The sequence below is a fragment of the Clostridium sp. genome, from assembly GCF_036569345.1.
GTDB lineage: Bacteria > Bacillota > Clostridia > Clostridiales > Clostridiaceae > Clostridium_AD.
On record NZ_DATCQT010000070.1, the window covers coordinates 15,070 to 36,675 of the forward strand.

Sequence of the window (21,606 nt, forward strand, 5' to 3'; positions counted from 1 at the left end):
ATAATAAATTGTGGATAAGTATAAAATATATTTAACTAGGAGTGGATAACTATGTTCAAAAGAAATAGAAGATTAAGAGAAACAAGTAATATAAGAGATTTAGTAAGAGAGACTGTATTAACGTCAGCTGACTTTATATTTCCTATCTTTGTAATGGAAGGTGAAAATATTAAAGAAGAAATATCTTCAATGCCAGGAAATTATCATTTTTCTTTAGATAGGCTTCATGAAATTATCGAAGAAGTTGAAGAAGTGGGTCTACGTGGAGTAATTCTATTTGGACTTCCAGAACATAAAGATGAAGTTGGATGTGGGGCATATGACGCAAACGGGATTGTACAAAAGGCAGTTAGAAAGATACGTGAGATGTCAAAAGATTTAATTATAATAACGGATGTATGTATGTGTGAATATACCAGTCATGGACACTGCGGAATAGTAGAAGATGGGAAAGTAGATAATGATAAGAGTTTAAAATATATAGCAGACATAGCACTATCTCACGCAATGGCTGGCGCGGACATGATAGCACCATCTGACATGATGGATGGACATGTAGAAGCTATAAGAAATATTTTAGATAAAAATGGGTTTAAACATATATCTATAATGGCTTATAGTGCAAAATACTCCTCAGCATTTTATGGTCCATTTAGAGAGGCAGCAAACTCGACTCCACAATTTGGAGATAGGAAAACATATCAAATGGATCCAGCAAATATTAGAGAAGCAATGAGAGAAATAGAAGCTGATATAGAAGAGGGCGCAGATATTGTTATGGTAAAACCAGCTTTATCATATTTAGATGTAATAAGATGGGTTCGTGATAGACATGATGTTCCAATAGCAGCTTACAGTGTTAGTGGAGAATTCGCTATGGTAAAAGCGGCTGCAAAGATGGGTTTAATTGATGAGAGGGCAATAGCTATGGAAATGCATATGTCTATGAAAAGAGCAGGAGCAGATATGATAATTACCTATTATGCACTTGATTTATGTAGATGGCTCAAGGAATATTTATAAATAGCTTGAAAGAGCTGGGACGGTTAACAACTATTTGGAATATAAAACTTTACATTAAGAAAAGAGGGAATTACTATGAGAAATTTAGATATATTTAATGAATCCGAGAAATATATGCCTGGTGGAGTTAATAGCCCCGTTAGAGCATTTAAAGGTGTAGCGGTAAATCCACCAATTATTAAAAAAGGTAAAGGCGCATATATTTACGATGAAGAGGGTAATAAATACATAGATTTTGTATACGCATGGGGACCTATGATACTTGGACATTGTGATGATGATGTAGTAAAAGCTATACAAAACACCGCAGCGGATGCAATTGCCTTCGGTGCACCTACGGAAATAGAACTAAAACTTGCAAGACATATTTGCACTACTGTAGATAATGTAGAAATGGTTAGAATGGTTAACTCAGGTACAGAAGCTACAATGAGCGCGGTTAAGCTTGCAAGAGGGTACACAGGAAAAAATAAGATAGTTAAATTTGCAGGGTGTTACCATGGACATTTTGAAAGCTTTCTAGTTGAGGCTGGTTCAGGAGTAATGACCGCGGGCATAGCTGGCTCTGCTGGTATTCCGAAAGAAAGCATTTTAAACACATTAATTGCAAATTATAATGATATAGATAGTGTAAAAAAATTATTTGAGAAATATGGTGATGATATTGCCTGCATAATTATTGAGCCAGTAGCAGGAAATATGGGAGTTATCCCAGCTGATAAAGAGTTTTTATTGGGACTTAGAGAACTATGTGATAAATATAAAAGCCTACTTATATTTGATGAAGTAATGAGTGGATTTAGAGTAGCATATAAAGGAGCACAAAGTATTTATAAAATAACTCCCGATTTAATAACCTTTGCAAAAATCATGGGAGGGGGACTTCCTTGTGGCGTCTTTGGTGGTAAAAAAGAGATAATGGAGTTATTGTCACCTATGGGACCGGTTTATCAAGCTGGTACTATGTCTGGAAACCCTGTAGTAATGGCGGCCGGTTATGCAACCTTAACTAAACTTTATAATAACCCTAATCTTTATGAACATCTTGAGAGATTAGCCGCAAAACTTCAAAAGGGATTAATTGATATTGCTAAAGAAAAAGGTATACCTATGGTAGTTAATAGGTGTGGTTCAATGCTTACTGCTTTCTTTACAGATAAATTGGAAGTTAAAAATTATTCAGATGCTAAAAGTTGCGATACACTTATGTATGCAAAATATTTTGAGCATATGATAAAAAGTGGAATAAATATTTCACCATCTCAATTTGAAGCAGTATTTTTATGCGTTAAACATACAGATGAGGACATTGAGAAATTCTTAGAAGCATTTAAAGGGTTTACTTTATAAAAATCCAGCATGTAAAAAGTAATCTTTTTTCTTATAGGATGCTATAACTAAAAGTATATATCACTAGAGATGCGTTCGCGTCGCCAAGTAATTCTAAAATTTATTTTATATTCAGCTGCTAAAAAACACAAACTCGCTATCGCTCAAACATGTGTTTTTCGTAACGCATCTGAAAATAAAATAAATTAAGAATTTCTAAAGCTTGCTCAAACGCATCTTACGCGATATATACTTTTGTTAGCATCCTATGAGAAAAATAAATAGATTATCATATGTTTTATCACAACAGATTAATAAACATCAATGAACCTACGGATATGCTAGATCTTATTATGAGGGAAATTAAAATGAACTTTCAACAGTGTTAGAATTGTTTCTACTTTATATGAGGATAAGCATGCAGAAAGTGAAAGATAGTATATAGGAAGTTTACAGTGTCTTAGTCTATGGAGTATAAAATTCCCGTAAGCGGACCACGGATGGGGAGCGCGGAACCCTGAGACAGGACGTCGAATGGTTCCCATAGGGAATTTTATATGGAATAAACTTAGACACTGTTAACGAACGCTCTACTATCCTAACTTTCTACATGCTGGCGTTTATAAAGTAGAATCACATTTGAAAACCGTTATATTAGAAGAAAATTACATAAGGAGGTGCGAAATATGAGATTTATAAAGGATCACGAATTTATAAGGGGTAATTGCCCAATGACTAAGGAAGAAGTAAGAATATTAAGTGTTGTAAAACTAGAACTTGAAGAGGATTATAGGGTACTAGATATCGGAGCTGGAACTGGATCTGTAAGCATTCAGATGGCTGAGATATGTAAAAATGGAGAAGTAATAGCTATAGAAAAAGATATTGATGCTTTAGAGATTATAAAACAAAACAAAGAAAAATTTAAGACAAGTAACTTAGAAATAATAGATGCAGAAGCAATAGAAATAGAGCCAAAAATAGTAGGAGAATTTGATGCTATATTTGTAGGTGGAAGTGGCGGGAATATAGCTGATATTATTATGAGTTATGGGAAAAAACTTAAAAAAGGTAAATATATTGTTCTAAACTTTATAACCATAAATAATGTATATAAAGCAATGGAAGGTTTAAAAGGATTAAAATATGAAGTAGAATGTGTACAAATTCAAGTAAGCAAAACCAAAGGTCAAAGTTATATGTTAATGGCTAATAATCCTATATTTATAGTTAGCGCAAAAAAACAGTGAAAAAAGTATATATTACGCGTATTGCAATACGACTAATGCTTCATCTTCGCTAAGAACTCCTAAATTTATTTTTAATTAATCTGCTAAAAAACATAAACTCGCTACAAGCGTAGGATATAAATTCGCTAGCGCTCAAGCATATGTTTTTCTTAACGCAAATTAATTAAAAATAAATATGGAGTTCTAAAGCTTGATTCAATGCATTATACGTAATATATACTTTTTTTTGCGCTTAATGGGTACTATATTTTATAGTTCATTAAAAATATAATGACAATTTTTCATAGAAATAAAAAATAAGACTATTTAAAGAATAATGTTAATTTCGAATGGAGGTATAATATGATAAACAAAAATGTAATTAAATTAACTAAAGAGAAAAAGGAAGAAATGATTTCTGAAATAAAGAACTATTTTTTAAACGAAAGGGAAGAAGAATTGGGTGATTTATCTTCAAATCTGATGTTAAATTTTATAATAGAAGAATTAGCACCAGAATTTTATAATCAAGGAGTTTATGATTCTTATAAATATATGTGTGATAGAAATGAAGATCTATTGTCGATTCAAAAATATTAACTTATAATTATTTTAAATTTCATAATTAACACCTTCTTCCTCATTTTTTTCATTAATTTTTTAATTTACAGGGAGATTATAACATTTAGTACTGTGTTTGTATAATTTAATTTCTAGAGAATGCGGATATTTCGTACATTAATAAAATTAAAACTCAATAAATGTAAACGTTACTTGCTAAGTAAAGGAAATAATGTTACAATTAAACAAATGTTAAATAATTAACAAATGACTATATATTGGCATACCTTATATGGATAAAATAAAAATAAAATTGATCAATAGTGATAAAATCTTTTTAATCGCTTATATGCTTATTTAGAAAAAAGATTAATAAAATTATAACTCCATAAATGTAAACGTTACTTGTTAAGCAAAGGTAATAATGTTATAATTAAACAAATGTTAAATAATTAACAAAAGATGGTATATTGGCATACTGTATATGAATAGAATAAAAGTGAAATTGATTAAAATAACAAAGGATATTCTTTGTTAATGTGGAATAAGAGAAAGGAAGTGATAATGATGAATATTAAGGTGATTATGAACAACGGAACAGAATATTGTCAATCACAAAATAATTATTTGGATATAAGAAATTTTATTGAAGACAATTTGATTGGAAAAAATTTTGATAATGGAATGACGAAAGTTGATTTTAATGGTAAAACTGTATATTTAAATCCAGCTAATGTAAGTAGTGTTGTAGAAGTATAAATTTAAAAAAGATAATCAATTTGTATTTCCTGGATTATCTTTAAAGTACTATAAGGGATAGCATACGCAAAAATGATATTTCGTACATTAATGAAATTAAAACCCCATAAATGCAATTACGTGCTTGTTAAATAACGGCAATAATGTTTTTTAAAAACAAATGTTAAATAATTAACAAAAGATTGCATATTGGCATACTGTGTATGCATAGAATAAAAGTGAAATTGATTAAAATAATAAAGGATATTCTTTATTAATGTGGAATAAAAGAAAGGAAGTGATAATGATGAATATTAAGGTGATTATGAACAACGGAACAGAATACTGTCAATCACAAAATAATTATTTGGATATAAGAAGTTTTATTGAAGACAATTTGATTGGAACAAATTTTGATAATGGAATGACGAAAGTTGATTTTGATGGTAAAACTGTATATCTAAATCCAATTAATGTAAGCAGTATTGTAGAATTATAAATTTGAAGAAGATTAGTGATAAGCTTTTTTTAAAATACAAAGGCATTTAAGATAATTATATTATATATTATCTTGAATGCCTTTGTATTGCTTATGTAAGATGTCATTAAAGTCTATTTCCACGTAATTTATTAATAAAAAGCAGCTTAATTACTTTAGGGAGGCCTATATGAAGATTATAAATAATCCTAATTCCGTAATCATAGTGTTACATGAAATATATGGTATTAATCAACATATTAAGTTGGTCTGTAAGAAGTTTTCTATGGCTGGATATGATATTATTTGCCCTAATTTAATTAATCTAAATCATCCTTTTAATTACGATCAACAAGATGAAGCCTATCATCATTTCATAAATAAGGTCGGGTTTGATTTAGCATTTAAGCAAGTAAAACAGCTAATAATACAAGCAAAAAAGCAATATAGGCACGTGTATTTATTAGGTTATAGTATAGGTGCAACAATTGCATGGTTATGTAGCGGTGAAGATATTATGTGTGATGGTATCATAGGGTACTATGGTTCACGGATTAGAGACTATATGAGTATTACTCCCAAATGTCCAGTTTTACTGATTTTTCCTACTGAAGAGAAATCATTCAATGTGAAAGAACTAGTTATTTCTTTGAAAAAATGGAACGTCACTGTTCATATGTTAAGAGGTAAACATGGGTTTAGTGACCCATTTTCTAAGAACTATTGTACACAGTCATTTGAAGAAGCCGAAATATTAGTAAATAGCTTTTTAAAGAAGATAAATTATATTTCTACATAGGGCTTGTTGCTTCACAATTTTTATATATGTCGTCGCAACTACTAAATAACAGAAAAGAACTAAGAATAAAAAAGATAAGCAGAGGCTATGTTCAAACCTCCTGCTTATCTTTTATATTGTTAAAATATATACCTTAAGGGATGTAATATTAATCTGAGCCGAAAGGCCTCAGTTTTTCCCTACCATTGTTTTTAAAAATATTTGGGTTTACCCCCGCTCTTCGATTTCATTTCCAAGAAATGAAGAGCTCTTCCCTTCAATGATATTTATACATAGCAGAATGAACTTTCTCCGGAAGTGGCTTGAAATAAGAAGAGCAGAACCATTGAAATTCCATTTAGAAATTCTTGTTTTGCTTATATAAAATTCTCGTAAGCCTGCCAGGACGGCTATAATCTGAGCCGAAAGGCCTCAGATCTTCCCTACCATTGTTTTTAAGAATTTATGTCTTTACCCCGCCCTCCCGATTTCATTTCCACGAAATGAAGAGCCCTTCTCTTCAATGATATCTATACATAGCAGAATGAACTTTCTCCGGAAGTGGCTTGAAATAAGAAGAGCAGAAACATTGAAATTCCATCTAGAAATTCTTGTTTTGTAAATGTAAAATTCTCGTGAGCCTCACAGGAAGTGAGGCTAGCGAACCTGAAGCAGGACGCCGAATGTGAGCGGCAGAGAATTTTATATTTTCAAAATATTAGAATTCTAAATGGAATTTCACGTTTCAATCTCTTATTTCAAGTCCACGCAGGAGAAAGTTCATAGATTGCACTTTTTTATTTTGAAGTTAAGAACCCTTCTTTGAATAGAAGTTCAGCTGATAACACAGCTCCACCGGCTGCACCACGAAGTGTATTATGTGATAAACAAACAAACTTATAGTCAAATATTTTATCCTCGCGAAGTCTACCAAGTGATATTCCCATTCCTTTTTCAATATTTCTATCAAGTTTAGTTTGAGGTCTATCATTTTGCTCGAAGTAGGTTAAAAATTGCTTAGGAGCATTTGGAAGTTCTAATTCTTGTGGTTTGCCTTTATAATTTGCCCAATGTTCTAAGATAGCTTCTTTTGATGGTTTTTTCTCAAAGGAAACAAACACTGCAGCTAAGTGACCATCTGCTACTGGAACACGTATGCATTGAGTTGAAATTATAGGAAGCTTAGCGTTAACTATTTTATCGTCTTCAATATGGCCCCAAATTTTTAGAGGTTCCTGTTCACTCTTTTCCTCTTCTCCACCTATATATGGTATAACATTATCAATAATTTCTGGCCAATCAGAAAATATTTTACCTGATCCAGATATAGCTTGATATGTGCAAACCAATATCTTAGTAGGTTTATATTCTAGTAGAGCACTCATAGCAGGAACATAACTTTGAATTGAACAGTTGGGTTTAACTGCAATAAATCCTCTTTTAGTGCCAAGGCGTTTACGTTGTGCGTTAATTAATTGAAAATGATCAGCATTTATTTCTGGAATAACCATTGGTACATCAGGAGTTCCACGGTTTGCAGAGTTATTTGAAACTACAGGAGTTTCAGCTTTTGCATACTTTTCTTCAATTTTTCTTATTTCATCTGCACTCATATTAACGGCGCAGAAGACAAAATCCACCAGACTGCTTATTACGTCTATTTCATCAATATTTTTTATTACCATGTTTTTGACGTTTTCAGGCATAGGTACGTCTAATTTCCATCTATTATTTACTGCCTCAAAATAAGTTTTACCCACAGAGTTCTCACTAGCAGCAATAACAGCTATTTCAAAATAAGGGTGATTTTCAAGTAGTGTAACAAGACGTTGTCCAACAAATCCTGTTCCACCTAATAATCCGACTTTTAGTTTTTTATCCATTGTATTAATACCTCCAATTCTAATGATATCCTTTTGTGGAATAATATAAATATTATACTTAAATATATTTATATTAAGGCTACAAAGAGAATAGTAATAATAAACATAAAACTGTGTATGTTACTATTGTAAGTAATTATAATGTTAAAGAGTACATACTTCAAGCTATATATTATATAATATGATAAGGGGTCGTAAAAATACGTCTTGACATTGGTACGGTAAGTTATATAATTTTTTATGAGAAGTATATGAGAAGTATATAGAAGTATATGAGAAATGGGGAATCAAGTTGGCTAAAAATGACAAAAATAAAATAAAACTATATGGATTTAACAACTTAACAAAATCATTAAGTTTTAATATTTATGATATTTGCTACACAAAAACTAAAGAAGATCGCGAAAAATATATTGAGTATATTGATGAGCAATATAATGCTGAGAGGTTAACAAAAATTCTTACAAATGTTACGCAGATGATAGGGGCTTGTGTGCTAAATATTGCAAAGCAGGACTATGATCCCCAAGGAGCAAGCGTAACGTTGCTTATTTCAGAAGAAGAAATTCCTTTATATGTGGTAGATCCTTCTTGCAATAGAGGAATCCTAACACCAGTACGCGAGAATATTGTTGGACATTTGGATAAGAGCCATGTAACAGTACATACCTATCCTGAAAGTCATCCAGAAAATGACATAAGCACATTTAGGGTAGATATAGATGTAGCAACTTGTGGAACTATATCTCCATTAAAAGCTCTAAATTATTTAATAGGTAGCTTTGATTCTGATGTTATTACTATTGATTATAGGGTTAGAGGATTTACTAGAGATATGGATGGTAAAAAACATTTTATAGATCATGATATTAGTTCTATACAAAATTACATTGCTGAAAAAACTATAAATAGATACAATTTAATTGATATGAATATATATCAATCTAATATATTCCATACAAAAATGAAATTAAACGATTTTGAGCTTGATAACTATTTATTTGAAATTAAACAAGAAGATTTAAATGAAGATGAGAAATGCAGTATTATACAAAAACTAGAAAAAGAAATGGAAGAAATATTTTATGGAATGGATATTTATAGTGAGTAGAATTAAAGTTTGTTAATATTGTTATTTATTAAAGTAGGCCTAAGAATAATTATTATTCTTAGGCCTACTTTTTATAACGTTTTTAACTATAAAAAAGAGTTTACAAATACTATAAATAAAATTTATTTTTACATTTTATTCCTCATTTTTATTGGATAATATGATATAATTTAATATATGAAGTAATTATAAAATTAACAATATTATAACAAATGATATAAAAATAAAGTTATTTCCCATTTTCAATAAATGTTTGAAATTCTAAAATATAATTAGCTGAATAGTGATAAGAACTAGTATAGTTAACAATTAATTTATAGTTAGACGAAAAAGATATAATGAAATTATAAAGATATAATGAAATTATAAAAATATAATGAAATTATTAAGGTATAGAAAGGGGAGACCAAGAATGATAAAAAAAGAAATGATAGCTATGATACTCGCAGGAGGACAAGGTTCAAGGTTAAAACAACTGACGAAAACGATAGCAAAACCTGCAGTACCTTTTGGTGGAAAGTATAAAATTATAGATTTTTCTTTAAGTAATTGTTCTAATTCAGATTTGGATACAGTAGGGGTTCTTACTCAATATCAGCCATTGTCTTTAAACTCTCATATAGGTATCGGTGCTCCATGGGATTTAGATAGGAGAAATGCAGGTGTGAGTTTGCTTCCACCTTACCAAAGTGAAGACGGAGGGAATTGGTATAATGGCACAGCAGATGCTATATATCAAAATACCAATTATATAGATAGTTATGATCCGGAATATGTGCTTATTTTATCAGGAGACCATATTTATAAAATGGATTATTCTAAAATGCTGGATTATCACAAAGAAAAAGGCGGAGATGTTACTATTGCGGTAATTGAAGTGCCAAGGGAAGAAGCTAGTAGATTTGGAATAATGAACACTCGCGAAGATGACAGCATATTTGAATTTGAAGAAAAGCCAGAAGATCCTAAAAGTAATTTAGCATCTATGGGAGTTTATATTTTTAACTGGTCAACCCTTAAACATCTATTAAAAGAGGACAACCTAGATAAGAAATCAAGTAATGATTTCGGAAAAAATATAATACCAAAAATGCTTCAGAATAGCAATAAATTATTTGCATATCCTTTTAAAGGTTATTGGAGAGATGTTGGTACTATTGAAAGTTTGTGGGAAGCTAATATGGATTTACTTTCCGATGATAATGAACTAAATATATATGATACTAATTGGAGAATATATACAGTTAATCCTATGTTGCCACCACAATATATAGGGCCGGAGGCGAGTATTAACAATGCAATGCTCAATGAGGGGTGTACTGTTTTTGGAGAGGTAAACAATTGTGTACTTTTCAATGGAGTACATGTAGGGAAAAATTCTAAAATAACTAATTCAGTTATTCTGCCAAATACTAAAATAGGGAACAATGTAATTATAGATAAAGCTATTATAGGAAGCGATGTTGTTATAAGACGTAATTCTGTAATTGGTAATGGACGGGATATTATTGTTGTAGAAAAAGGACGCGATATTAAAGTTGATTCAGAGATATCCACTAAACTATAAAATAGGAGGGGTCATAATATGCTTAAAAATTATATAGGAATATTAATGCTTAATGAGCAAGAAGATAACATTAAAAGTCTCACAAAATCAAGAACTATAGCGTCTATTCCTATAGGTGGAAGATACAGAATAATTGATTTCGTGCTTTCTAATATGGTCAATTCTGGTATTCATAATATAGGTATATTTACTAACACAAAATCTAGGTCCTTAGTAGATCATGTAGGCTCAGGTAAACCTTGGGATTTAGATAGAAAAATAAATGGATTATTTTTATTTAATCTGACTTCAGAAAGAGCACATTTAAGGGATATAGATGTATTAAGTGGTAATATGGAATATATATATAGAACAAAGCAAGATTATGTAATAATCGCTCCATCATATATGTTATGTAACATGGATTTCAATGAGGCTGCTAAATATCACGAGGAATCTGGTAGTGATATAACTTTATTATATAAAAAAACAAACAATGGTAAGAGGCATTATCGAGATTGTAGTACTTTATATATAGATGAAGAAAATAAAGTAAAAAGTATTGGAAAAAACATAGGAGCAGAGGATAAATTAAATATATCTATGGAAATGTTTATAATGAAAAAAACAACTCTTATAAGTATTGTGAATAAATGCGTCCAGACAGGTTATGATAATTCATTAAATGCAGCTATTTATAATCACGTTTCACAACTTAATGTAAATGCATTTGAATTTAAGGGATATCTTCAATGCATAAATTCTATTAAAAATTATTATAAAACCAGTATGGATATGCTTAATGGTAAAGTAACCAAGGAATTATTCTTTAGTAATGGGTTAATTTTTACTAAAAGTAAAGATGAGGCTCCAACTAAATACGTTAATGGATCAAAGGTAAAGAATTCTTTGATTTCCAATGGATGTATTTTGAAAGGAAGCATTGAGAGGAGCGTAATTTCAAGAAGAGTATTGGTAGATGAAGGTGCAGAAATTAAGAATTGCATAATATTTCAAAATTGTGAAATCAAAAAAGGATGCAAACTTACTAATGTTATAATTGATAAAAATACTATTATAAATGAAAATACAGTACTCGAGGGAGATGTAGAGTTCCCAGTGGTTATAGAAAAAAAATTAAGAACATAATTAAGGAGGTTAGTATGAAAGTATTATTTGTAGCTTCTGAAGCTTATCCTTTTATAAAAACTGGAGGACTTGGGGATGTGGCATATGCGTTACCTAAAGCATTAAGAAAGTTGGGAATAGACGCAAGGGTCATTATACCAAAATACAGTGGTATCCCATTGTCTTTTAGAAATTGTATGGAGAATGTAGCAACTTTCAATGTGAAAGTTGGATGGAGAGATCAATATTGTGGACTAGAATATTTAACTTATGATGATGTGCCTTATTATTTTGTAGATAATGAATATTATTTTAAAAGACCTGAAATATATGGATCTTATGATGATGGAGAGAGATTTTCTTTTTTCTCAAAAGCAGTGCTTGAATCAATAAAATACATTGGAGATTTTGCGCCAGATATAATTCACTGTAATGATTGGTTTTGTGGCATGATACCAGTTTTGCTTAAAGAAAACTATAGTGATGATGATAGGTTTAATAAAATAAAGAGTGTATTCACTATACACAATTTACAATATCAAGGAATATTCTCAAAAGAAGTACTAGGTAATTTATTGAATTTAGATGACAAGTATTTTAATGATGATGCACTAAAATTTTATGATGCTGTATCCTTTATGAAGGGTGGAATTGTTTTCTCAGATGCTGTAACTACTGTAAGTAATACTTATGCAAGGGAAATTCAAACTCCATTTTATGGAGAAAAACTAGATGGATTATTATCTGCGAAAGCAGGTAATTTACATGGAATAGTAAATGGTATAGATTATGAACTCTATAATCCCTTAGTTGATAAAAAAATATTTTACAATTACGGTGTTAAAAATATAAAGCAAAAGGTTAAAAATAAATTAAAGCTTCAAGAAAAATTAGGGTTTACTGTAACTGAAGGTATACCAATGATAGGAATTGTAACAAGACTTGTTAAGCAAAAGGGATTAGACCTAATTGTGGAGAAATTACAGGAATTGCTTAGCCTTCCTATTCAAATTGTATTGCTTGGTAATGGCGACGAATATTATGAAGATATATTTCAGTATTATGCATCTATTTATCCAAGTAGAATATCAACAAACATTATTTTTGATGAGGGACTCGCACAACAAATATATGCTGCATCAGATATGTTTTTGATGCCTTCACTTTTTGAACCATGTGGTATTGGTCAGCTTATAGCCTTAAAATATGGAAGCATTCCTATTGTTCGTGAAACTGGAGGGTTAAAAGACACAATTATACCCTATAATAAATATACTGGTAAAGGAAACGGATTTTCTTTTAGTAATTATAGTAGTAAAGAATTACTAGATACAGTAAATAGATCACTCGATTTATACAAAGATAAAAGCTTATGGGATAAATTAGTTCTAAATGCAATGCTCTCAAATAATAGTTGGGAGAATTCTGCTAAAAACTATGTGAGCTTATATAGTGATATTCAAAAATAAGTTTTTAATCATAGTTAATTCTAAAATTGCTAGGTGGGGAATTTATGGTAATTGATAAAGAGATATTTAAAATAGATTATATAGAAAAGTTACAAACGATGTTTGCAGAAGAAGCAATTGATGCGTCGCCGCTTCATCAGTATTATGCTTTAGGGGCATTGATAAAAGATTATTGCGCTAGACCTTGGATAGAAAGCAATAAAGAATATGGAAAAAATAGTGTGAAACAAGTATATTACTTTTCCATGGAATTCTTAGTAGGTAGATTATTAAATAGTAATTTAGTTAATCTAGGTATAAAGGATGTTTGCACAGAGGCCCTTAAGGATTTAGGAATTAGTTTGATTGAGGTAGAGGATATAGAAGTAGATGCAGCACTTGGAAATGGCGGACTTGGAAGATTAGCAGCATGTTTCTTAGATTCCATGGCGTCGACTCAGGTGCCAGGTCATGGTTGTGGAATAAGGTATAAATATGGATTATTTAAACAAAAAATAGAATGCGGATATCAAGTAGAAGTTCCTGATAATTGGTTAAAAAACGGTAATGCCTGGGAAATAAGAAAAGAAAGTAAATCTGTAGAAGTAAGATTTTCAGGAGATGTACATTTAATCGATGAAAATGGGAGAATGAAAGTTATTCATGAAAATTATGAAACAGTGCGAGCGGTGCCTTATGATACCCCTGTAAAAGGATATGACAATAATACAGTGAACACCTTAAGGCTTTGGAGTGCTGAAACTATGGAGGATGATTTCGATTTTTCATCTTTTAGTCAAGGAGATTATGCAAAAGCAGGTGAGAAAAAATATTCAGTGGAAGCTATCTCACAAGTTTTATATCCAGATGATAGCTATGAGAAAGGTAAATTACTAAGGCTTAAGCAGGAATATTTTTTTGTAAGTGCTGGACTTCAAAGTATTCTAAAAGATTACAAAAAAAAGGGGATTTCCATTAGTGAGTTTCATAAATACATTGCGGTTCAAATAAATGATACCCATCCGGCTGTAGCAATAGCGGAGCTAATGAGATTACTAATTGATGAGGAAAATTTATCTTGGGGTGATGCTTGGAATGTTACGACTCTCACAATGGCCTATACTAATCATACAATTATGTCAGAAGCATTAGAAAAATGGCCTGTAGAAATGTTTAAAAAACTACTTCCACGTATTTATATGATTATAGAAGAAATAAATAGGCGTTTTTGTAATGAAGTGTATCATAGGTATAATGGTGATTGGAATAAAGTAAATAGTATGTCCATTATTCAGAATGGATATGTGAGGATGGCATATCTTGCTATTGTAGGAGGTCATTCTGTTAATGGGGTTGCGAAACTTCATACAGAATTATTAAAACATCAAGAACTATCTGATTTCTATGAATTTTTTCCTGAAAAATTTAATAATCAAACAAATGGTATAACTCATAGAAGATGGCTGTTAAATTCTAATGACCAGCTTGCAAAACTTATAACGGAAACTATAAGTGATAAGTGGATAAAACATCCAAATTCGCTCCAAAAACTAATGGAATTTGCAAAGGATACAACTTTTCAAGAAAAAACACATAATATAAAAACAAATAATAAGATAAATTTTTCGAATTATATATCAAGAAATTACGGAACTTCAATTGACCCTAATTCCATATTTGATGTTCATGTAAAAAGAATGCATTCATACAAAAGACAACTTTTAAATGTGCTTAATATAATGAATTTATATAACCAGCTTCGTGAAAATCCAAGTTTAGATATAGTTCCAAGGACGTTTATATTTGGTGCGAAAGCGTCCCCAAGCTATTATATAGCAAAACAAACTATTAAACTTATTAATACAATAGCTTCTAAGATAAATAATGATCCTATAGTTAAAGGAAAAATAAAGATACTATTTATTGAAAACTATGGAGTATCATTAGCTGAGAAAATTATTCCTTGTGCTGATGTTAGTGAGCAAATATCTACTGCATCTAAAGAAGCATCTGGAACTGGTAACATGAAATTCATGATGAATGGCGCTATAACAATAGCTACTTTAGACGGCGCAAATGTAGAAATATTTGATGCTGTAGGAAAAGAAAATATTATCTTATTTGGATTAACATCTAAAGAAGTAATAGAGTATTACAAGAATAGAAGTTATAATTCTTTTGATATATATGATAGTGATCAAAGGATAAAAACCATATTACATCAACTGGTAGATGGATTTTTAGAAACTCCTACAATGGAATTTAGGAGCATTTATGATAGCTTGCTTATGCATAATGATGAATATTTTGTACTTAAAGATTTTGATGCTTATGTAAAGGCTCAGAATGAAGTTGATAGGTTATATAGACAAAAATCTATTTGGCAACAAATGTCCATTATAAATATAGCGAAATCAGGTATATTTTCAAGTGATAACACTATAGGGAAATATGCAAAAGAAATTTGGGCAACTTCACCTATAAATATTAAAATATAAATTATAACTTTATAAAAATGCGGTACTAATAAATTTAGTATCGCATTTTTAAAAATATTTATTGATTAAATAAAAAAAATGTTGTAATATAGCTATATGATGTAAACACGAACAATTATAGCAAAAATAAAACTTAATATTCGCAAACTCATATATGCTTAGAAATATGGTCTAAGTGTTTCTACCAAGTAGCCGTAAAATACTTGACTATGGGCGTTTTAATAAATATAGTGAAATAATTGGAAATCAATTATTTTATTAAAGATTTTTATTATAAGCTCCCTAGTTAACGGTTTAACTCGTTATCTAGGGAGTTTTTCGTTGCGAAGGTATAGCTTAAATACAATTTACAAAGGAGAAGATGGATGTTAGAACTAAAGAATAAAATATTATCAGAAGGCAGAGTAATAGGTGGCGAGATTTTAAAGGTTGATAGTTTCCTTAATCATCAAATTGATATAAAACTTTTAAATGATATTGGTGGAGAGTTCAAAGAAAGATTTGATAACCGTGAAATTACAAAGATATTAACAGTTGAAGCATCTGGTATAGGAATAGCCTGTATTGTAGCACAATACTTTGGTAACATCCCAGTAGTTTTTGCTAAAAAACATGAAGCTACCAATTTGGATAAAGATGCATATGAAACAGATGTGTTTTCTTTTACTAAAAATAAGAATTATAGGATAAGAACTAGTAAAAAATATATAAATAAAGAAGACAAAATTTTAATAATTGATGATTTTTTAGCAAATGGGAATGCAGCATTAGGACTTATAGAAATTGTGCGCCAAGCTGAAGCTTCTGTTGTGGGAGTTGGGATTGTAATTGAAAAAGCATTTCAACATGGACGAGCTTGTATAGAAAAGGAGGGTGTAAAAGTAGAATCATTAGCAATAATAAAGTCCTTGCAAGATAATAAGATAGTTTTCAAATAAGAGTTTAAGAATTACATATAAATAGGGGGGCAATTAATAATGAAGAAAAAATTAGGAAGTATATTAGTAGCATTAACAATGATTATGCCATTAATTCTTACAGGATGTAGCAGCGCAGCAAAAACTCCGACAAAAACAGCTACAAAACCTGTGGCACCAGTAGTAGTAGGGTTTTTATACGTAGGACCTATAGGCGATGAAGGCTATACATATGCACATGATGTGGGAAGGAAATATCTTGAAAAAACAACTGGAGTAAAAACCATATATAAGGAGTCTGTAAAAGAGGACTTAGCAGAAGTTGATAAAGCATGTGAAGAAATGATTAATCAAGGAGCAACGGTTATTGTAGGAACAAGTTTCGGATTTATGGACGGAATGGTAGCATCAGCTGCGAAACATCTTGATGTTAAATATCTACATGCATCTGGATATAAATCTTCAGTAAATATGACTAACTATTATGGACGTATGTACGAAGTAAGATACCTTTCAGGTATAGTTGCTGGATTGAAGACAAAAACTAATAAAATAGGTTATGTAGCAGCTTTTCCAATTCCGGAAGTTATAAGAGGAATAAATGCTTTTACCCTAGGAGTGCAATCTGTTAAACCAGATGCAGTTGTAAAGGTAAGATGGACTAATACTTGGTATGATCCAACTAAAGAAAAAGAAGCAGGAAAAGCACTAATTGCAGAAGGCGTAGATGTAATGGCTCAACACCAAGATACTGCAGGCCCACTACAAGCAGCAGAAGAAGCAGGCATATCAGCTATTGGATATAACACAGATATGGCAGCTAAAGCACCAAAGGCATATATGACAGCACCAATTTGGAATTGGGGACCATATTATGTAGACCAAATAAATGCTATTAAAGCCGGTACTTGGAAATCAGCAAGTTATTGGACAGGAATAGAAACTGGAATAGTTAAACTTGCTCCACTTACAGCTAATGCACCAGCTGGAGCACAAGCAGCCGTAGACAAAGCAAAGGCTGATATACTCTCAGGCAAAAATAAAATATTTGTAGGACCAATAACAGATCAAGCTGGAGCTATTAAAGTAGCAAAAGGTATAGTAATGACGGATAAAGAGTTACTAGCATTTAACTGGTTTGTTAAAGGAGTAGAAGGTACAATACCAAAATAAAAATAGAGCAAATAGCATATTATTAAATATATAGAGTTACTTAAATATAGTAAGTATGATAAATCATACTTACTATATTTGTTAGATTTTGTTTTTAGATTTTGTGTTTAGTTTAAAAAAATATGGTAGAGAGGAGGGTTCATTTATGGATAAAATACCTTATGTATCTATAGAGAATATTAGTAAAACCTTTGGAAAAGTAATAGCTAATAAGAATATGAATTTAACTATATATGGTGGAGAAATCCATGCACTCTTAGGTGAAAATGGAGCAGGTAAAAGTACTCTCATGAATATGTTATCGGGAGTTTACATGCCGGATGGTGGTTCAATTTTTATTCATGGGAAAAGTATGAAATTCACTTCTCCAAAGGATGCTATAAAAGCAGGTATAGGAATGATTTATCAACATTTTAAATTAGTTGAGGAAATGACTGCTAAGCAAAATATATTGTTGGGACAAAACAGAGGGCTATTTTTTAATGATAAATTAGAAACTAAAAATATTAATGATATATGTAAGAAATTCCATATAGATGTGGATGTAAATAAATATGTTTCTGATATGGCAGTAGGTGAGAGGCAAAATTTAGAAATACTTAAGGTACTATATAGGGGTGCTGAAATCTTAGTATTAGATGAACCTACTACTGTGTTTTCGCAAAGCGAAACTGAAAAATTATTCATGATAATGAGAAAGATGAAACAAGAAGGCAAAGCAATTATATTTATAAGTCATAAAATGAATGAAGTAATGGAGATTAGTGATAAAATCACTGTTTTAAGAAAAGGTGAAGCTGTAAAAACACTTCCCAAAGAAGGCACCAATCCAAAACAATTAACAGAACTTATGATGGGGCGAAAAGCCGATTTATCTATAAAAAAGATAGATAAAAAGCCAGGAGAGGTACTTCTTAAAGTATCAGATCTGCTTGTGTTAAATGCTGAAAAAGCAGAGATAGTGAAAAAAATAAGTTTCAGCTTAAGGAGCGGAGAAATACTTGGTATTGCTGGAATTGCTGGTAGCGGACAAAAAGAGTTATGTGAAGCTATTGCTGGAATTACAAAGGTGTCAGGTGGTCAAATTATTCTTGAAGGTGAGAATCTAGTGGGTAAATCTCCTAGAGACATTATTAATAAAGGTATAAGTATGAGTTTTATACCAGAGGATAGATTAGGCATGGGTCTTGTTGCATCATTTGGAATGGTGGATAACATTTTGCTTAAGGATTACCATAAGCAAAAGGGTATGTTTATAGATAGAAAACCGGTAATTGAAAAGGCAAAAGAAATGGTAGAGACATTTGAAATCAAGACACCAGATATATATCATCCTATAAAATATTTATCCGGTGGAAATATTCAAAAAATATTAGTTGGAAGAGAATTAAGCATGTCTCCCAAGATACTTATTATGGCATATGCCGTAAGAGGGCTCGATATTAATACATGTTATACAATCTACGACTTAATAAGTAAAGAAAAGGAAAAAGGAACGGCGATATTATTCATTGGAGAGGACTTGGATGTATTAATTCACTTATGTGATAGAATTATGGTGCTTTGTGATGGTAAGGTTACTGGTATTGTTGATACTACGGATGTTTCAAGAGAGAAAATTGGTATGATGATGGTGGGAAGTATTGAAGGTAAGGAGGAGATTTAGGTGATGCAGATTGTTAAAAAGGCTGAAACTAGCAAAACAGATAATATTAAGATTAGATTTATAGCGATAATCTTATCCTTATTGGTATTAGCTATTTTTTTGTTAGCAATAAAACTTAATCCAATAGACGTATATGCAGCTCTTATAAAGGGAAGCTTTGGCTCTACTTATAGTATTGAGCAAACACTTATTAGGGCAATACCATTGATTATAACTTCGCTTGGAATAGCTATAGCTTTCAAAATGCAATTTTGGAATATTGGTGGAGAAGGACAAATAATAATGGGAGCATTTGCTGCTACCTATTTTGCCTTGAAATATCCTAATATGAATACAATTCCACTGTTATTAATTATGTTTTGTGCAGGTATTTTTGGAGGTGGCATTTGGGCATTAATCGCAGCCGTACTCAAAGGCAGATGGAAGACTAATGAAACTATTGTAACATTAATGTTAAACTATGTCGCACTAAAATTCATAACCTATTTGCAATATGGGCCTTGGAAAGATAAGAATGCAATGGGTTTTCCTAAGATACCAAGTTTCAGTCCGAGTGCTACTCTACCAGATGTTTTTGGTATAAATATGGGATGGATAATTGCAATTATACTTGTAATTATTGTGTATGTTTTCATGAATTATTCCAAAAAAGGTTATGAGATTTCTGTGCTTGGAGAAAGTGAAAAAACAGCAATATATGCAGGAATTAAAATTCGAAAAACCATGTATATTGCTATATTTTTAAGTGGTGCTTTATGTGGAATTGCGGGAGTTATTCAAGCATCAGCTGTAAGTAGAACACTGACTGTAGACATAACAGGTGGAGCTGGTTTTACAGCAATAATTATAGCTTGGCTCTCATCACTCTCTGCACCAATTATATTAATAGTATCTATACTTTTTGCGGCACTACTCGAAGGAGCATCATATATTCAAACAGTTTTTGGAATACCTGAAGCTGCTGCGCAATTAATACAAGCTATCATACTATTTTTTGTATTAGGTAGCGAATTCTTCACTAAATATAAGTTTAAGTTTAAAGAATTACAAAAGGAGGAAAATAAAAATGAATAGTATAACAACATTTTTAGCCGCTGCTGTTGTGGCGGGTACACCTCTACTTTTTGCTACATTAGGTGAATTATTAACTGAAAAGGTAGGTAACCTTAATTTAGGTGTAGAAGGCATGATGCTTATGGGAGCTGTCATTGGATTTATGGCAGGACTCAGTACAGGTAATCCAATTTTAGCAATAATTGCTGCAGCAATGGCAGGAGCCTTTGGAGCTTTGATTTATTCTTTTTTAACTATAACTCTTAGGGCAAACCAAGTTGTTTGTGGCCTTACACTAACTATATTTGGAACAGGATTTTCAAGTATGATAGGTAAAGTATTAATTGGGAAAGTTACCCCAGATAAAGTTAAAGCATTTTTTGTACCTAAACCAATACCCGTACTTTCAGATATTCCTTTTATAGGAGATATATTTTTTAAACATGATGTGTTTGTATATTTGGGATATATTATGACTTTGCTTTTATTTATATATTTATATAAAACTGCCAAGGGATTAAACACCATGGCAGTTGGTGAAAATCCTGCAGCTGCTGATGCAGCTAGTATAAATGTTACTTTATATAAATACGTAAATACATTAATAGGAGGAGCACTTTGTGGTCTTGGAGGAGCATACTTGTCTCTTGTTTATGTACCAGTATGGCAAGAAAATGTAACAGCCGGAAAAGGATGGATTGCAGTTGCATTAGTAATTTTCGCAACTTGGAGACCTCAAAGGGCGATTATAGGCGCATATCTATTTGGAGGCCTGGATATATTAGGATTTAGACTTCAGGGAATACCTAATTTTGCGATATCTCAATACCTAATTGATTTGTTACCATATGTAGCTACAATAGTTATTTTAGTTGTTGTATCAATGAAAAAATCAAGTAAAAATTCACCGCCAGCAGGACTATCAATTCCTTATTTTAGAGAAGAGCGATAACAAACGAATCTATTGGGGACGGTTAACAACTAATTGACTAATGAATGGATTAGTTATTACCCGTCCCCGACTTATTTTCATGTTCAGTTTGTGTT

18 protein-coding genes and 1 riboswitch are annotated in these 21,606 nt (G+C 31.1%); of the genes, 17 read left to right on the top strand and 1 reads right to left on the bottom strand.

The genetic code is table 11. The features are described 5' to 3' along the window. Positions 1–51: 51 nt before the first annotated feature. The 7 genes from hemB (at position 52) to VIM70_RS07280 (ending at position 6,157) form a co-directional block, all read left to right on the top strand. A complete protein-coding gene (hemB, locus tag VIM70_RS07250) occupies positions 52–1,023 on the top strand; it encodes a porphobilinogen synthase (protein WP_331945076.1) in 972 nt (323 codons plus the stop codon). 75 nt (positions 1,024–1,098) lie between these two features. Next, the gene (hemL, locus tag VIM70_RS07255) at positions 1,099–2,373 is read left to right on the top strand and encodes a glutamate-1-semialdehyde 2,1-aminomutase (RefSeq protein WP_331945077.1); all 1,275 of its coding nucleotides are present in this window, start codon (positions 1,099–1,101) and stop codon (positions 2,371–2,373) included. Between the two features lie 665 nt (positions 2,374–3,038). Continuing rightward, on the top strand, positions 3,039–3,602 hold the full coding sequence (cbiT, locus tag VIM70_RS07260) for a precorrin-6Y C5,15-methyltransferase (decarboxylating) subunit CbiT (protein ID WP_331945078.1): 564 nt from the start codon (positions 3,039–3,041) through the stop codon (positions 3,600–3,602). Positions 3,603–3,944: 342 nt separating this feature from the next. Beyond that, a complete protein-coding gene (locus VIM70_RS07265; protein ID WP_331945079.1) occupies positions 3,945–4,181 on the top strand; it encodes a DUF2164 domain-containing protein in 237 nt (78 codons plus the stop codon). 525 nt (positions 4,182–4,706) lie between these two features. Next, positions 4,707–4,901 (top strand): hypothetical protein, encoded by a 195-nt coding sequence (locus tag VIM70_RS07270; protein WP_331945080.1) that lies wholly within the window; start codon positions 4,707–4,709, stop codon positions 4,899–4,901. A 283-nt stretch (positions 4,902–5,184) separates the two neighbouring features. Then, positions 5,185–5,379, top strand: coding sequence for a hypothetical protein (locus VIM70_RS07275; RefSeq protein ID WP_331945081.1), 195 nt, complete (start codon positions 5,185–5,187; stop codon positions 5,377–5,379). Positions 5,380–5,548: 169 nt separating this feature from the next. Then, a complete protein-coding gene (locus VIM70_RS07280; protein WP_331945082.1) occupies positions 5,549–6,157 on the top strand; it encodes a dienelactone hydrolase family protein in 609 nt (202 codons plus the stop codon). Between the two features lie 776 nt (positions 6,158–6,933). Here the strand turns inward: VIM70_RS07280 and asd are convergent. Further along, complete coding sequence (gene asd, locus VIM70_RS07285; protein ID WP_331945083.1) at positions 6,934–8,019, bottom strand: aspartate-semialdehyde dehydrogenase; 1,086 nt, start codon at positions 8,017–8,019, stop codon at positions 6,934–6,936. Between the two features lie 292 nt (positions 8,020–8,311). On the opposite strand from asd, the gene speD reads away from it, so the two are divergent. The 10 genes from speD (at position 8,312) to VIM70_RS07335 (ending at position 21,511) form a co-directional block, all read left to right on the top strand. After that, positions 8,312–9,130, top strand: a complete 819-nt coding sequence (gene speD, locus VIM70_RS07290) for an adenosylmethionine decarboxylase (RefSeq protein WP_331945084.1) — start codon at positions 8,312–8,314, stop codon at positions 9,128–9,130. A gap of 412 nt (positions 9,131–9,542) precedes the next feature. Next, on the top strand, positions 9,543–10,697 hold the full coding sequence (locus VIM70_RS07295) for a glucose-1-phosphate adenylyltransferase (protein WP_331945085.1): 1,155 nt from the start codon (positions 9,543–9,545) through the stop codon (positions 10,695–10,697). A gap of 18 nt (positions 10,698–10,715) precedes the next feature. After that, a complete protein-coding gene (gene glgD / locus VIM70_RS07300) occupies positions 10,716–11,825 on the top strand; it encodes a glucose-1-phosphate adenylyltransferase subunit GlgD (RefSeq protein ID WP_331945086.1) in 1,110 nt (369 codons plus the stop codon). A gap of 14 nt (positions 11,826–11,839) precedes the next feature. Next, positions 11,840–13,273, top strand: coding sequence for a glycogen synthase GlgA (glgA, locus tag VIM70_RS07305; protein WP_331945087.1), 1,434 nt, complete (start codon positions 11,840–11,842; stop codon positions 13,271–13,273). Positions 13,274–13,317: 44 nt separating this feature from the next. Beyond that, the gene (locus VIM70_RS07310) at positions 13,318–15,750 is read left to right on the top strand and encodes a glycogen/starch/alpha-glucan phosphorylase (RefSeq protein ID WP_331945088.1); all 2,433 of its coding nucleotides are present in this window, start codon (positions 13,318–13,320) and stop codon (positions 15,748–15,750) included. A 128-nt stretch (positions 15,751–15,878) separates the two neighbouring features. After that, a riboswitch (purine riboswitch) is annotated at positions 15,879–15,980 on the top strand. A 135-nt stretch (positions 15,981–16,115) separates the two neighbouring features. Next, a complete protein-coding gene (locus VIM70_RS07315) occupies positions 16,116–16,688 on the top strand; it encodes a xanthine phosphoribosyltransferase (protein WP_331945089.1) in 573 nt (190 codons plus the stop codon). A gap of 39 nt (positions 16,689–16,727) precedes the next feature. Then, positions 16,728–17,840, top strand: a complete 1,113-nt coding sequence (locus tag VIM70_RS07320; protein ID WP_331945090.1) for a BMP family ABC transporter substrate-binding protein — start codon at positions 16,728–16,730, stop codon at positions 17,838–17,840. A gap of 145 nt (positions 17,841–17,985) precedes the next feature. Continuing rightward, on the top strand, positions 17,986–19,506 hold the full coding sequence (locus VIM70_RS07325) for an ABC transporter ATP-binding protein (RefSeq protein ID WP_331945091.1): 1,521 nt from the start codon (positions 17,986–17,988) through the stop codon (positions 19,504–19,506). Then, positions 19,507–20,580 carry an ABC transporter permease gene (locus VIM70_RS07330; protein WP_331945092.1) on the top strand — a complete coding sequence of 358 codons (1,074 nt, stop codon included), beginning with the start codon at positions 19,507–19,509 and terminating at the stop codon, positions 20,578–20,580. Continuing rightward, entirely contained in the window at positions 20,573–21,511 is a 939-nt protein-coding gene (locus VIM70_RS07335; RefSeq protein ID WP_331945093.1) for an ABC transporter permease, read from the top strand. The genes VIM70_RS07330 and VIM70_RS07335 overlap by 8 nt, the downstream gene beginning before the upstream one ends. Positions 21,512–21,606 lie beyond the last annotated feature (95 nt).